At 73.3% G+C, this 13,761-nt stretch carries 13 protein-coding genes; 9 read left to right on the forward strand and 4 right to left on the reverse strand.

Annotated elements, in window-relative coordinates; genetic code table 11:
• Window positions 1–39: 39 nt before the first annotated feature.
• Window positions 40–891, forward strand: coding sequence for a hypothetical protein (locus O7614_RS09555; RefSeq protein WP_278138103.1), 852 nt, complete (start codon window positions 40–42; stop codon window positions 889–891).
• 93 nt (window positions 892–984) lie between these two features.
• Here O7614_RS09555 and O7614_RS09560 read toward each other — a convergent pair whose 3' ends face one another.
• Window positions 985–1,512 (reverse strand): DUF3093 domain-containing protein, encoded by a 528-nt coding sequence (locus O7614_RS09560; protein ID WP_278138104.1) that lies wholly within the window; start codon window positions 1,510–1,512, stop codon window positions 985–987.
• 90 nt (window positions 1,513–1,602) lie between these two features.
• Between O7614_RS09560 and dut the strand changes: the two genes are divergently transcribed.
• The 4 genes from dut (at window position 1,603) to O7614_RS09580 (ending at window position 4,033) form a co-directional block, all read left to right on the forward strand.
• Window positions 1,603–2,139, forward strand: a complete 537-nt coding sequence (dut, locus tag O7614_RS09565; RefSeq protein ID WP_278138105.1) for a dUTP diphosphatase — start codon at window positions 1,603–1,605, stop codon at window positions 2,137–2,139.
• 25 nt (window positions 2,140–2,164) lie between these two features.
• Window positions 2,165–2,827: a DUF3710 domain-containing protein gene (locus O7614_RS09570; RefSeq protein ID WP_278138106.1), complete on the forward strand. Its 663-nt coding sequence runs from the start codon at window positions 2,165–2,167 to the stop codon at window positions 2,825–2,827.
• A 116-nt stretch (window positions 2,828–2,943) separates the two neighbouring features.
• The gene (locus O7614_RS09575; RefSeq protein ID WP_278138107.1) at window positions 2,944–3,324 is read left to right on the forward strand and encodes an OB-fold nucleic acid binding domain-containing protein; all 381 of its coding nucleotides are present in this window, start codon (window positions 2,944–2,946) and stop codon (window positions 3,322–3,324) included.
• A gap of 25 nt (window positions 3,325–3,349) precedes the next feature.
• The gene (locus O7614_RS09580; RefSeq protein ID WP_278138108.1) at window positions 3,350–4,033 is read left to right on the forward strand and encodes a DUF3159 domain-containing protein; all 684 of its coding nucleotides are present in this window, start codon (window positions 3,350–3,352) and stop codon (window positions 4,031–4,033) included.
• 35 nt (window positions 4,034–4,068) lie between these two features.
• Here O7614_RS09580 and O7614_RS09585 read toward each other — a convergent pair whose 3' ends face one another.
• Entirely contained in the window at window positions 4,069–4,758 is a 690-nt protein-coding gene (locus tag O7614_RS09585) for a TrkA family potassium uptake protein (protein ID WP_278138109.1), read from the reverse strand.
• Window positions 4,759–4,761: 3 nt separating this feature from the next.
• On the reverse strand, window positions 4,762–5,427 hold the full coding sequence (locus O7614_RS09590; protein WP_278138110.1) for a TrkA family potassium uptake protein: 666 nt from the start codon (window positions 5,425–5,427) through the stop codon (window positions 4,762–4,764).
• Window positions 5,428–5,591: 164 nt separating this feature from the next.
• Here O7614_RS09590 and O7614_RS09595 point away from each other — a divergent pair, with 164 nt between their 5' ends.
• The 4 genes from O7614_RS09595 to dxs all read left to right on the forward strand — a co-directional run bounded on the left by O7614_RS09595 (window position 5,592) and on the right by dxs (window position 12,125).
• On the forward strand, window positions 5,592–7,688 hold the full coding sequence (locus tag O7614_RS09595; RefSeq protein ID WP_278138111.1) for an APC family permease: 2,097 nt from the start codon (window positions 5,592–5,594) through the stop codon (window positions 7,686–7,688).
• The gene (locus tag O7614_RS09600; RefSeq protein ID WP_278138112.1) at window positions 7,681–8,922 is read left to right on the forward strand and encodes a class I SAM-dependent RNA methyltransferase; all 1,242 of its coding nucleotides are present in this window, start codon (window positions 7,681–7,683) and stop codon (window positions 8,920–8,922) included. Before O7614_RS09595 ends, O7614_RS09600 begins: the two co-directional genes overlap by 8 nt.
• 13 nt (window positions 8,923–8,935) lie before the next feature.
• Window positions 8,936–10,096, forward strand: a complete 1,161-nt coding sequence (locus tag O7614_RS09605) for an anhydro-N-acetylmuramic acid kinase (protein WP_278138113.1) — start codon at window positions 8,936–8,938, stop codon at window positions 10,094–10,096.
• A gap of 82 nt (window positions 10,097–10,178) precedes the next feature.
• A complete protein-coding gene (gene dxs, locus O7614_RS09610; RefSeq protein WP_278138114.1) occupies window positions 10,179–12,125 on the forward strand; it encodes a 1-deoxy-D-xylulose-5-phosphate synthase in 1,947 nt (648 codons plus the stop codon).
• A gap of 357 nt (window positions 12,126–12,482) precedes the next feature.
• Here the strand turns inward: dxs and O7614_RS09615 are convergent, their stop codons facing one another.
• The gene (locus O7614_RS09615; RefSeq protein ID WP_278142202.1) at window positions 12,483–13,637 is read right to left on the reverse strand and encodes a hypothetical protein; all 1,155 of its coding nucleotides are present in this window, start codon (window positions 13,635–13,637) and stop codon (window positions 12,483–12,485) included.
• Between the last annotated feature and the right edge of the window lie 124 nt (window positions 13,638–13,761).

Raw genomic sequence — 13,761 nt, forward strand, 5'->3', positions numbered from 1 at the left:
CTTGACTCGTAACGGGTAGCCACAGCACCGGGAGGTCCGATGAGCGATCGAGGCGGCACCACCGACGGCGGCACGGGCGACCTCGGTGCCGCCGGTGGCACGGGCGACCTTGACGCCACCGGCGGAGCAGGCGACCTCGGGTCCACCGTCGCGGCGTTGACCGCGGACGACATCGCGCCGGCCCGACGCCGCCAACTGCTGACCCGGATGGTCGGGCAGGCCCGCGCACGGGGCATCTCCGACCTGTTCAAGCCCCGTGCCGCCGTGCGCTGGATGGTCGACACGGTCGCCGAAATCGCTCCGCACGTCCCGGTTAGGGACCTGGACACCCTGCGTCGGCATTTTCCCGGTCTCGACGATGCTGCCCTGGCCGACCGGCTCGTCCGTAACGCGTCCCGGGCCACCGCCGCTATCGGCGCGGCCGGCGGGGGAGTCGCCGCCGTCGAGTGGACTGTCGCACCGACCCTGCTCTCCGCGCCGGTGCTGCTCGCCGCCGAGACCGTCGCCGTGGTGGCGGTGGAGCTGAAGCTGGTCGGCGAGCTGCACGAGATCCACGGTGTGGCGCTGCCGGTCGGCAGCAGCCAACGGGCGGTCGCCCTGGTGCACTCCTGGGCCACCCAGCGGGGCGTCAACCCGATGGTGCCCGGCGTGGGAGTGGGCGCGGTGCTCGGCACCGCGGCTCGCAAGGAGCTACGGGAGATGCTGCTGCGGCGCTTCGGTCGCAACCTCACCACGCTCGGGCCGTTCCTCACCGGCGCGGCGGTGGCCAGTTTCCTCAACCGCCGAGCCACCCAGCAGATGGCCGAGCAGCTTCAGGTGGACCTGCGACGGCGGGGCATCGCCCGGCCCGCGCCACCGGCTGCCCTGCCGGGACCGCCGACGGGTACCTGAGCGGGTCGGCCGGCAACAGATCAGCCCGGCCCGCGCCACCGGCTGCCCTGCCGGGACCGCCGACGGGTACCTGAGCGGGTCGGCGGCAACAGATCAGCCCGGCCCGCCCGCCGTCGGAGCGGAGAGCGTCAGGGCGTCCCGTGCGGCCAGCACCGCCTCGGCCAGCTCGACCGGGTGCCGCGTGCTCACCACCCAGAACGGGGTCGGGTCGGCCGGGTCGTCGAGCACCACCTGCACCGCGCCGCCGATCCACGGGCGCTGCACCACGAACGCGAGCGGGTCCGCACCGACCCCGAGCACCTCGCGACGGCCGGCCACGTCCAACGGCACCACGTCGGCCACGAAGCGGACCGGCAGGCGTGCGTCGTCCACCCGCAGCTCGGAGCCGACGACCCCGACCCGGATCCGGCCCAGCCACCACAACCCGACCACGGTGAGTGGCAGCAGAACGGCGAACGGCAGCCAGGCGCGGACGCCGGCGGCGCCCATCCAGATCTCGACGGCCAACAACGCGGCGGCAACCAGCCCGGCCAGCCACAGCCACCAGGGCAGGTCCAGCCGTTCGGTGTACGCCGGGCGGGCGTCGACCGGCGGCTGATCGGCGGACGGAGAGGGCGACATGCTCACTCCTGCGAGGGTACGGCGCACGGCGGCTCGACGAACCGGCAGGATGGCAGGGTCACCCCGAGAACCGGACGGAAGAGGGGACCCGTGACCGACGTCGTACCCGTGCCTGTGCAGCTGCTCGACTCCGAGCTGCCGCTGCCCACGTACGCCCATCCCGGCGACGCCGGGGCCGACCTGGTGGCGGCCAGGGACGTGGAGCTGCCACCCGGCGGCCGCGCCCTGGTGCCGACCGGCGTGGCCATCGCGTTGCCGGAGGGGTACGTGGGCCTGGTCCACCCCCGTTCCGGTCTGGCGGCGAGGCTCGGCGTGACGGTGCTCAACGCGCCCGGTACGGTCGACGCCGGCTACCGGGGTGAGATCCTGGTCAACCTGATCAACCATGATCGGGATGTGCCGGCGAAGATCTCCCGCGGCGACCGGATCGCACAGCTCGTGGTGCAACAGGTAGCACGGGCGCGGTTCGAGCCGGTGGCCGAGCTGCCCGCGTCCCGGCGCGGGACCGGCGGACACGGTTCCACCGGCGGGCACGCCGGGCTGGTGCCGTCGCCGACGGGCCAGGACCGGGTCGAGCGGCGGCCGGACGAGCCGGGCCGCAGGCAGACGGAAGACATGGCAGGGTGAGTGTGAACAGCGGAGGGTGGGCGCAGTGATCTTCTCCCGAAAGCGGGCCGATGCCGAGCGGCAGACCCGTGACGAGCGGGCCACCCAGGTCCCGGACCAGGGCGACGCGGCGCCGTCGTTGGTGCGTGGCCCGTACGACATCTCCGAGAGCTACGACGACGTGCAGCGGCTCGACCTGGGCAGCCTGCACATCCCGGCGATCGCCGACGTCGAGGTGCGGGTGCAGGCCGACCCGCAGGGCGTGATCCAGCAGGTCGTGCTGGTGCATGGCGACAACGCGCTCCAGCTGGGCGTCTTCGCCGCTCCCCGGTCCGAGGGGATCTGGGACGAGGTGCGCGAGGAGATCCGCCAGTCGCTGCTGCGCGACGGTGCGAGCGCGCAGGAGGTCGACGGCGAGTACGGCCCGGAGCTGCACGCTCAGGTGCGTACCCCGGACGGTCCGACGAACCTGCGGTTCGTCGGCATCGACGGGCCGCGCTGGATGGTCCGCGGCGTGTTCCAGGGCCCGGTGGCCACCGACCCGGCTGTGGCCGGACCGCTCGTGGAGTGCCTGGACGGCCTGGTGGTCGACCGTGGCCAGGAGGCGAAGCCGGTCCGCGAGCCGCTGCCGCTGCGGCTGCCCCGGGAGGTCGCCGACCAGGCTGCCGCCGAGGCGGGCGACGTGGCCGCCGAGCCGCGCCAGGTCTGACTCCACGCCCCGCCGGCCCGCCGGAACCGGCCTCGTCGGCGTACGCTGGCGGCACGGTTCCGGCGCCGCCGGCGCCGGCCGGGGACGGCGAGCGTGGAGAGGGTGACGCGGAGGTCATGATGACCGACGAGGGCGGGGTTTCGCTGCGGCGGCTCCTGCAACGGTTCACCGCCAGCGAGGCCGAGATCGACGCGCAGGAGCTGCGTCGGGAGAGCGCCGAGTGCGGCGGGATCCCGGCCCAGATGTGCTCCCGGGGTCAGTTGGTGTCGGTCGCCGGTCGGCTGCGCACGGTGGTCTACACGCCGCGCACCAACCTGCCCACCCTGGAAGCCGACCTGTACGACGGCAGCGACGTGGTCACCCTGGTCTGGTTGGGTCGACGGCACATCGTCGGGATCGAGCCGGGCCGGCACCTGACCGCTCGGGGTCGGGTTGCCGTGCGGGACGACCGCAAGGTCATCTACAACCCCTACTACGAGCTGGACTCGCCCAAGTGACAGCACTGCGGACGGAAGGCCGGCGATGACGACGGGACAGGACCGGGCGGCACAGCCGGAGACCGACCCCCAGGGCGAGGAGCCGCTGCCGACGATCGCCGAGCAGATGGCCGACCAGCTCGGCGGGTGGCGCGGGTTGGTCGAGTCCAGCATCCCGGTCGTGGTGTTCGTCGTCGCCAACATCATCGGCGAGCTGCGACCGGCGGTGATCGCGTCGATCGCGGTCGCCGTGCTGATCGCGGGGTTGCGGCTGGCCCAGCGTCGGCCGATCCGGCACGCCGTCAACGGGCTCTTCGGCGTCGGCATCGGCGCGGCCATCGCGTGGCGTACCGGCGACGAGCGTGACTTCTACCTCCCCGGCATCCTCTACGGCATCGGGTACGGCGTCGCCCTGCTGATCTCGGCGGCGATCCGGCAGCCGCTGGTCGGCTGGATCTGGTCGGTGCTGGTCGCGAAGGGCCGCTCGGAGTGGCGGGCCGACCCGAAGCTGGTGCGCACCTTCACCCAGCTCACTGTGCTCTGGGGTGTGGTCTGGCTGGCCAAGGTGGGCGTGCAGGCCGGGCTGTACCTCGCCCACCAGGACACCGCGCTGGGGGTGGCCCGGCTGGTGCTGGGCTACCCGCCGTACGCGCTGCTGCTGCTGATCACGGTCTGGACGGTGCGCCGGGTCACCCGGGAGGCTCCGCCGACCCCGGTGCCCGGCACCTGAGCGAGGCGGGGCAGGCCGGCGAGCGGCTGCCAGGCTCAGTGTGAGCTGCGGGTCCGTTCGACGCTGTCCGGCCCGAGGACCACCACGCGGACCTGGTCCTCCACCTCGGCGGTGCAGACGAAGATCAGCTCGTCGCCGGCCTCGATGGGGTCGTCCGGGCTGGGCACCAGGACCCGCTTACCGCGCAGGATGGCCACCAACGCGGCGTCGCGGGGCAGTGGTACGGCGTGGATGGGCTGACCGACGTACGGCGCGGTCGGCGGCAGGGTGATCTCGACCAGGTTCGCCTCACCCTGGCGGAAGGTCATCAGCCGGACCAGGTCGCCGACGGTGACCGCCTCCTCGACCAGCGCGGCCATCACCCGCGGCTTGCTCACCGCGACGTCGACGCCCCACTGCTCGGTGAACAGCCACTCGTTCTCGGCCCGGTTGACCCGGGCCACCACGCGGGGCACCGCGAACTCGGTCTTGGCCAGCAGCGACAGCACCAGGTTGGTCTTGTCGTCGCCGGTCGCCGCGACGACCACGTCGCAGCCGGCGATGTTGGCCTCCTCCAGGCTCGCCACCTCGCACGCGTCGGCGAGCACCCACTCGGCGGCCGGCACCCGGTCCGGGCGCAGCATCTTGGGTTGGCGTTCGATGAGCATCACCTGGTGGCCGTTGTCGATCAACTCCTGGGCGATCGAGCGGCCCACGTTGCCCGCGCCCGCGATGGCGACCCGCATGGCTCACTGCCCCCCTTCCGGCGGCGCCGCCGCCACCGACGTGACCGTCGCCACGATGTCATCGCTGACCAGCATGAACACCTGGTCACCCTCCTGCACGACGGTGGAGCCGGTGGGCAGCGTGCCGATGCCGAAGCGGATCAGGTAGGCCACCCGTGCGCCGGCCGAGTCCTCCAGGTTGCGCACCGATCGGCCGATCCAGTCCTTGTGCACCGGCACCTCGACGATCGACACCGTGCTCGTGGGGTCGCGGAAGATCTCCACGTTGCCCTCCGGCACCAGGTGCCGCAGCATCCGGTCGGCCGTCCAGCGCACGGTCGCCACGGTGGGGATGCCCAGTCGCTCGTAGACCTGCGCGCGGCGCTGGTCGTAGATGCGGGCGGCGACCCGGGACACGCCGAACGTCTCGCGCGCCAACCGGGCCGAGATGATGTTGGAGTTGTCGCCGCTGGAGACCGCGGCGAAGGCGTCCGCGCGCTCGATGCCGGCCTGCCGGAGCACCTCGCCGTCGAAGCCCGCGCCGGTCACCGTGATCCCGGCGAAGTCGGGGCCGAGCCGGCGGAAGGCGTCGGCGTCCTGGTCGATCACCGCCACCGAGTGCCCTCGGGACTCCAGGCTGTGCGCGAGGGTCGACCCGACCCGGCCACACCCCATGATCACGACGTGCACGCTGTCCCTCCCAAGGTGCGTACCGCCCCCGCTGCCGGTGGCCTTCCGAGTGCGAGCCTGCCATGTCTCGGTGGGGAGCGGGGACCGACCGTACCCCGTCGTCGCGGCGGGCGGTGATCGCCCACCCCCGCGGTCCCGCCGTGGTGGTCGTACTCTTGGCGTTCGTGGCCAGTCCCACCTCGCTGCTGAAGCGGCTCCTCCTCGGTCGACCGTTCCGGTCCGACCGGCTGCAGCACACCCTCCTGCCGAAGCGCATCGCGCTGCCCGTGTTCGCCTCCGACGCGCTGTCCAGCGTCGCGTACGCGCCCGACGAGATCCTGCTGACCCTCTCCATCGCCGGGGCCTCGGCGTACCTGTTCTCGCCGTGGATCGCACTCGCGGTGGTCGTGGTGATGCTCACCGTGGTGGCGAGCTACCGGCAGAACGTGTACGCCTATCCCTCCGGCGGCGGCGACTACGAGGTGGCCACGGTCAACCTGGGTCCGAAGTTCGGCGTCGGGGTGGCCAGCGCGCTGCTTGTCGACTACGTGCTCACGGTCGCGGTGTCGGTCTCCTCCGGGGTGGCCAACCTCGGCTCGGTGGTGCCGTTCGTGGCCACCCACAAGGTCCTGATCGCGGTGCTCGCGGTGGTGCTGTTGACCGCTGTCAACCTGCGCGGGCTGCGCGAGTCGGGCACCGCGTTCGCCATCCCCACCTACGGCTTCGTGATCGTGATGCTCGGGATGCTGCTCACCGGGCTGTTCCGGGTGTTCGTGCTGGGTGACGAACTCCGCGCGCCAAGTGCCGACCTGGTGATCCAGGCCGAGCACAGCGTGACCGGTTTCGCACTCGTCTTCCTGCTGCTGCGGACGTTCAGCTCGGGTGCCGCGGCGCTCACCGGCGTGGAGGCGATCTCCAACGGGGTGCCGGCGTTCAAGGCGCCGAAGAGCCGTAACGCCGCCACCACCCTGCTGCTGCTCGGCACCATCTCGGTGAGCATGCTGGTCGGGATCATCTGGCTGGCCCGGCTGACCCACCTGCAGTTCGTCGAGGATCCGGGTCTCCAGATCGTCTCCGGCCCGGACGGGTACGTGCAGAAGACGGTCACCACCCAGCTCGGCGAGACGGTCTTCGGTTCCGGGTCGATCCTGCTCTACGTGCTGGCCGGGGTCACCGCCCTGATCCTCTTCCTGGCCGCTAACACCGCGTTCAACGGTTTCCCGGTGCTCGGGTCGATCCTCGCCCAGGACCGCTACCTGCCCCGCCAGTTCCACACCCGGGGCGACCGGCTGGCCTTCTCCAACGGCATCAGCTTCCTCGCCCTCTTCGCGATCGTGCTGATCGTCGGCTTCCAGGCCGAGGTGACGAAGCTGATCCAGCTCTACATCGTCGGGGTCTTCGTCTCGTTCACCGTCTCCCAGGCCGGCATGATCCGGCACTGGAACCGGCGACTGCGTACCGAGCGGGACCCGGAGGCGCGCCGCCGGATGCACCGCTCCCGGGCGATCAACACGTTCGGCGCGGGCCTGACCGGTACGGTGCTGGTGATCGTCCTGATCACGAAGTTCCTGCTCGGCGCGTGGATCGCGATCGCCGCGATGGCAGTGATCTACCTACTGATGCTCGGCATCCGCCGGCACTACGACCGGATTGCCGTGGAGCTGACGCCGCCGGACGAGGGCCGGGCGGTGCTGCCCGCCCGCAACCACGCGATCGTGCTGGTCAGCAAACTGCACCAGCCGACGCTGCGGGCCATCGCCTACGCCCGGGCCACCCGGCCCGACACGCTGACCGCCGTGACCGTCAACGTGGACGAGAACGACACCCGGGACCTGCAGGCCGACTGGGAGCGGCGGGAGATGGCCATCCCGCTCACCGTGATCGACTCGCCGTACCGGGAGATCACCCGGCCGATCCTGGACTTCGTGGCCTCCACCCGCCGCAAGTCACCCCGGGACGTGGTCACCGTCTTCATCCCGGAGTACGTGGTCGGCCGCTGGTGGGAGAACCTGCTGCACAACCAGAGCGCCCTGCGCCTCAAGGGCCGGCTGCTCTTCGAACCGGGGGTGATGGTGGTCAGCGTGCCGTGGCAGCTCGCGTCGACGGCCAGCAAGAACCTGGACCGGCTCGACGCCACGCTGTCCCGGACACCGGCACGCGGGCCACGCGGCACCGCCCCGCCGGTCTCCGCCCCGCCGGTGGTCTCGGCGGCGCCGGTCTCCGCCCCGCCCGGCGAGGGCGGCCCGGCGGGCAGCGGTACGGGGGACGGTGGCCGTGACTGAGTCGAACGAGCGTGGACTGGCCGAGGCGGAGCGGGTCGAGCTCACCGTCGACGCGGTCGCCCCCGGCGGGCACTGCGTGGCACGGGTCAACGGGCAGGTGGTCTTCGTCCGGCACACGCTGCCCGGTGAACGGGTGATCGCCGAGGTGACCGAGGTGCACCGCGGGTTCGTCCGGGCCGACGCGGTGACCGTGCTGGACCCCTCACCGGATCGGGTCGAGCCGCCCTGCCCGTACGCGAAACCGGGCGCCTGTGGTGGCTGCGACCTGCAACATGTCGCCCCGGCCGCGCAACTGGCCTGGAAGACCGCCGTGGTGCGCGAACAGTTGGTCCGTCTCGGCGGTCTTTCCGACGTCGAGCTGGACCAGCTCGACGTCCGGGTCCAGGCGTTGCCCGGCGGACTGCTCGGCTGGCGCTCCCGGGTCCGTTACGCGGTGGACGCCGCGGATCGGGCCGGTCTGCTCAAGCACCGTTCGCACGAGGTGGTGCCCATCGACCGCTGCCGGATTGCCCACCCGGCCATCCAGCAGTTGCCGGTGCTCACCCCCACCGGTGCGCGCTGGTCGGCCGCGGAGGCGGTGGAGACCGTCGCCAGCACCGGTGGGGACGTGACCGTCACGGAGATCCGCGAGGGTGTGCCCACCCCGGTGAGCGGGCCGGCCGAGGTCCGCGAGGTGGCCGCCGGGCGGGACTGGACGCTGCCCGCGTCCGCGTTCTGGCAGGTGCACCCGGCCGCGGCGGACACCCTCTCCACGGCGGTACTGGAGTTGCTGGACCCGCAGCCGGGCGAGATCGCGTGGGACCTCTACGGCGGCGCGGGGTTGTTCGCCGTCGGGTTGGCCGGCCGCGTCGGCGCGACCGGCCGGGTGACCCTCGTCGAGGCGGCCGGGCAGGGCGTCGCCGCAGCCCGGGAGAACCTCGCCGACCTGCCCACCGTCGAGGTCGTGTCGGCCCGGGTGGAGACCGCGCTGGCCCGTCGGCGGATCACCGGCCCGGTCGACGTGGTGGTGCTCGACCCGCCGCGCTCCGGCGCCGGCGCCCCGGTGGTGCGCGCGCTGGCCGCCGCCGGCCCCCGGGCGGTCGCGTACGTGGCCTGCGACCCGGCGGCCTTCGCCCGGGACGTACGCACCTTCACCGACCTCGGGTGGCGGCTGGCCGCGTTGCGGGGCTTCGACCTGTTCCCGATGACGCAGCACGTCGAGCAGGTGGGGCTGCTGCTCCCTCCGACCGCCTGACTACCCTGGCCCGATGAAGATCGTCGGGTTGATGTCCGGGACGTCGTACGACGGCGTGGACGTGGTCGCGGCGGAGTTCGAGGTCGACGGGGACACCCTCTGGCTGCGACCGTTGGGGCACCGTGGCCTGGACTACGACGAGGAGCTGCGCGCCGAGATCGCGGCGCTGCTGCCCCCGGCGGTCACCACCGTCGACGCCGTCTGCCGGCTCGACAACCGTCTCGGCGAGGTGTTCGCCGAGGCGGCGGCGATCGGCCTGGAGCTGGCCGGTGGGCGGGCCGACGCGGTGGTCTCGCCCGGCCAGACGGTCTTCCACTGGGTCGCCGACGGGGTGGCCCTGGGCACCCTGCAACTGGGCGCGGTGGCCCGGGTGGCCGCCCGGGTCGGCGTACCCGTGCTGAGTGACCTGCGCTCGGCGGACATCGCCGTCGGCGGGCAGGGTGCGCCGCTGGTGCCGGCCTTCGACGCGTTGCTGCTCGACGTCGCCGCCGGGCCGCGCGCGGCGCTGAACCTCGGCGGCATCGCCAACCTCACCGTGGTCGCCCCGGGGGCCCCGGTCCTCGGGTACGACGTGGGCCCGGCCAACGCCCTGCTGGACGCGGCCGCCCGCCGCTTCCTGGACCAGCCGTGCGACATCGACGGCGCGCGGGCGGCGGCCGGCCGGGTGCACACCAAGCTGCTCGCCGCGTTGCTGGCCGAGCCCTATTACGCGGCGGCCCCGCCCAAGTCCACCGGCAAGGAGCTGTTCCACGCGGGTTACCTGGACCGGCACCTCGCCGCGCTCGGTACGCCGGTGCCGGTGGACGACCTGCTGGCCACACTCACCGAGCTGACCGCACGGGTGGTGGCCGCCGAGTGCGACAGGCACGGCGTGGCCGAGGTGATCGCCGCCGGCGGTGGTGTGCGTAACCCCACCCTGCTGCGGCGGCTCGCCGCCCTGGGCGGCGGCCGGTGGCGGCTGCGCGGCACCGACGAGTTGGGCGTCCCGGCGCAGGCCAAGGAGGCGTACGCCTTCGCGCTGCTCGGCTGGCTGTCCTGGCAGGGGCTACCCGGGTCGATCCCGTCGGTGACCGGCGCCACCCGGGGCGCGGTGCTCGGCTCGTGGACACCCGCCGGGCCGGCGTATCCGGGTCGCCCGACCGCCCCGCCCCGACGGCTGCGGATCCGGCCCTGATCAGGCACTCAGTCGGCAGGCGTGGGTGCGTCGGGCTCGGCCCGGGCTGCGGAGTACCACCGGGCCGATAGACTCTCCGGTCATGAGTGTTGAAGAGGACACGGCCAACCACGGCCGGCTGCTCGGGACGGTGCGCGGGCCGCAGGACGTCAAGCGGATGTCCGGCGAGGAGCTGGACGTCCTCGCCGCCGAGATCCGGGACTTCCTGATCGCCAAGGTCTCCCGTACCGGTGGGCATGTCGGGCCCAACCTCGGTGTGGTCGAGCTGACGCTGGCCATGCACCGCGTCTTCGACTCGCCCCGGGACCGGCTCCTGTTCGACACCGGCCACCAGGCGTACGTGCACAAGATCCTCACCGGGCGCCAGGCCGGCTTCGACAAGCTCCGCCAGCGCGGGGGCCTCTCCGGCTACCCCAGCCAGGCGGAGAGCGAGCACGACCTCATCGAGAACTCGCACGCCTCCACCGCGCTCTCCTACGCCGACGGCCTGGCCAAGGCGTACGCCCTGCGGGGTGAGCAGCGCAGCGTCGTGGCCGTGGTCGGCGACGGCGCGCTCACCGGCGGCATGTGCTGGGAGGCGCTGAACAACATCGCCACCGCCGGCAACTCGCTGGTGATCGTGGTCAACGACAACGGCCGGTCCTACTCGCCCACCATCGGCGGGCTGGCCGACCACCTCTCCTCGCTGCGGCTCAACCCGGGCTACGAGAAGGTCCTCGACACGGTCAAGGACGCCCTCGGCTCCACCCCGCTGGTCGGCAAGCCGATGTACGAGGTGCTGCACGCGGTCAAGAAGGGCATCAAGGACGCCGTCGCCCCGCAGGCCATGTTCGAGGACCTCGGCATCAAGTACGTCGGCCCCGTGGACGGGCACGACGTGGCGGCGGTCGAGGCGGCGCTGCGCGCGGCGAAGGGCTTCGGCGGCCCGGTGATCGTGCACGCGGTCACCCGCAAGGGCTACGGCTACCGTCCCGCCGAGGAGGACGACGCGGACTGCCTGCACGGTCCGAGCAGCGCCTTCGACGTCGAGACCGGCGCCCTGCTGGCCGCGCCGTCGGTGAAGTGGACGCACGTCTTCGCCGACGAGCTGCTGGCCATCGCCGACGAGCGCCCGGACGTGGTGGGCATCACCGCCGCCATGGCCGAGCCGACCGGCATCGCGAAGCTGGCCCGTAAATACCCCGAGCGGGTGTACGACGTGGGCATCGCCGAGCAGCACGCCGCCACCTCGGCGGCCGGGCTGGCGCTCGGCGGCCTGCACCCCGTGGTCGCGGTCTACGCCACCTTCCTCAACCGCGCCTTCGACCAGGTCCTGCTGGACGTGGCGATGCACAAGCTGCCGGTGACCTTCGTGCTGGACCGGGCCGGCATCACCGGCCCGGACGGTCCCAGCCACTACGGCATCTGGGACATGTCGGTCTTCGGGGTGGTGCCTGGTCTGCGGATCGCCGCCCCCCGCGACGCCGCCACGCTGCGGGAGGAGCTGCGCGAGGCGATGGCCGTCGACAACGGCCCCACCGTGCTGCGCTTCCCGACCGGTTCCGTCGCCGCGGACCTCCCGGCGCTGCGCCGGGTCGGCACCGTCGACGTGCTGGCCGAGTCGGCGCGTACGGACGTGCTGCTGGTCGCCGTCGGGTCGTTCGGCCAGTTGGGTATGGAGGTCGCCGCCCGGGTCGCCGAGCAGGGCTACGGGGTCACCGTCGTCGACCCGCGCTGGGTGCGTCCGGTCCCGGCGGAGCTGGTCGACCTGGCCGCCCGGCACCGGCTCGTGGTCAGCGTCGAGGACGGCGTGCGGGTCGGCGGGGTGGGCGACGCGCTCGCCCAGGCGATGCGCGACGCCGACGTCCGGGTGCCGCTCAAGGATTTGGGCGTACCGGCCGACTGGCACCCGCACGGCACGCGCGCGCAGATCCTCGCTGACCTGGGCCTGACCGCCCAGGACGTGGCCCGCAACGTCACCGGCTGGATCTCCGGTCTGGACGCCACGCCGGACCGCCTGACCCCGAGCGACGCGGCCGCGCAGAACTGACCCGACGACGAGGCGGGCGTCCCCCACGCGGGGAACGCCCGCCTCGTCGCATCCGCATCTCCCGCCCCCGCCCCGCGCCCCGCCCCGCCCGGCCCCGCCCGGCCCCGCCCGGCCCCGCCCGCCCCCGCCCCGCGCCCCGCCCCGCCCGGCCCCGCCCGGCCCCGCCCGGCCCCGCCCGGCCCCGCCCGGCCCCGCCCGGCCCCGCCCGGCCCCGCGCCCCCGCCCGCGCCCCGCCCGCGCCGTCGATCATGGACTTGTGGTGGGCGGTGAGTAGTGAATTGCCCCTTATGTGGGGCACCACAACTCCATGATCGCCCGGGTGGGTGGGGGGTGGGTGGGGGGTGGGGGGTGGGGGGGTTAGTTCGGCTTTACCGAGCGGTAGTGGGTCTTGTCGATGTTGGCGAGGCTGTAGGTCTGGGAACGGGACGGGCTGGGGATGATCGCCAGACCGGGTCGTTCGACCAGCAGGGGGGTGCCCGGCGGCACGGACAGGGAGCCGTCGCGGGTGGGCCGCCAGCTGAGCACCACCAGCGGTTGGCCGGGCATCGGGAGCTGGTACGCCTGCAACGGGGTGGCCCGGTCGGCGGGTGAGACGACGGGCGCGCTCCCGTCGGCCGGCCGGTAGACCACGGCGGTCATCGCGCCGGCGTCGGTGTCCCAGCTGAGCTGCTGCAACTCGGCTGGCTTGCCACCGCCGAGGGCGACTTCGCCGAGCGAGCGGACGGTGAGCTTCGCCATCGGCCAGGACGTCGGCACCGAGCGCGGCGCGTCCCGGTCGCCGATCCGGCGCGGGATGCTGCCGAACGGGCCCCGGTCGCCGGCCAGCACGCAGGTGTCCAGGCCGGTGAGTGCCCGCCGTCCCGTGCCCGACTCGTCGCGGACCAGCGGATACCGCGGATCGACGGTGCCGGTGCCCAGGTCGAGCAGCCGGTCCGCGGCCCGACCGCGGGGCAGCGACTCGGTGGTGCGCAGGGTCGTGGTCACCCCGACCGCCGTGCAGGACGGTACGTCGACCGGCGCGCTGAGGCCGTCCGCGACGGCCAACGTCCGATCCTGGGGCCCGACCAGCGTCTGCACCCGGGCGGAGACCAGGTAGCGGCGGCCGGCGGCGGTCTGCACCGGCAGCACGTCGGAGTAGACGAGGTAACCCGGGTCGGTGTACTCGGCGGCGCGGGTCACCGCGTACCGGTCGCCGTCGCGGGTGAGTTGCAGCAGCCAGGAGGCGCTCTCGCCGGGCACGTCGGCGGCCACGAGGGCCACCGGGGCACCGTCCACCCGACCGGAGTAGAGGATGCCGGACGAGGGCAGGTGCGCCCGGTCGTCGTCCGGTGAGCGCCAGTCCCGGACGGCCCGGGTGACCGCGGTCGTCGCCGTGGCGTCTTTCGACAGGTCACCCCGGGGCGGCCACACGACCAACGCCCCGTCCAGGCTGTCGTACCCGACCCGCAGGTCCTGCGACTTCCGCTCGGCCACCGGACCGCAGGCGGTGCTGGCCAGCAGCGCGCTGAGCAGGACGGGGAGCGCCCTGCCGTACCGGCCTGGAGTCACCTGGCCCGCCCCCGATCGCCTCACCGTCGCTGTCGGAAAGCGCCATAGTACGAGATGTCGGATGCGAGGCCCCAGTTGCCCGCCGCCG

The organism is Micromonospora sp. WMMD961 (genome assembly GCF_029626145.1).
Taxonomy (GTDB): Bacteria; Actinomycetota; Actinomycetes; order Mycobacteriales; family Micromonosporaceae; genus Micromonospora.

What these genes read in the sequence shown, in the direction of transcription:
- O7614_RS09575 (WP_278138107.1), top strand. Translation starts at nt 2,944, where the DNA reads ATGATGACCGACGAGGGCGGGGTTTCGCTGCGGCGGCTCCTGCAACGG.
- O7614_RS09555 (WP_278138103.1), top strand. Translation starts at nt 40, where the DNA reads ATGAGCGATCGAGGCGGCACCACCGACGGCGGCACGGGCGACCTCGGT.
- dxs (WP_278138114.1), top strand. Translation starts at nt 10,179, where the DNA reads ATGAGTGTTGAAGAGGACACGGCCAACCACGGCCGGCTGCTCGGGACG.
- O7614_RS09585 (WP_278138109.1), bottom strand. Translation starts at nt 4,758, where the DNA reads ATGCGGGTCGCCATCGCGGGCGCGGGCAACGTGGGCCGCTCGATCGCC.
- O7614_RS09605 (WP_278138113.1), top strand. Translation starts at nt 8,936, where the DNA reads ATGAAGATCGTCGGGTTGATGTCCGGGACGTCGTACGACGGCGTGGAC.
- O7614_RS09580 (WP_278138108.1), top strand. Translation starts at nt 3,350, where the DNA reads ATGACGACGGGACAGGACCGGGCGGCACAGCCGGAGACCGACCCCCAG.
- O7614_RS09560 (WP_278138104.1), bottom strand. Translation starts at nt 1,512, where the DNA reads ATGTCGCCCTCTCCGTCCGCCGATCAGCCGCCGGTCGACGCCCGCCCG.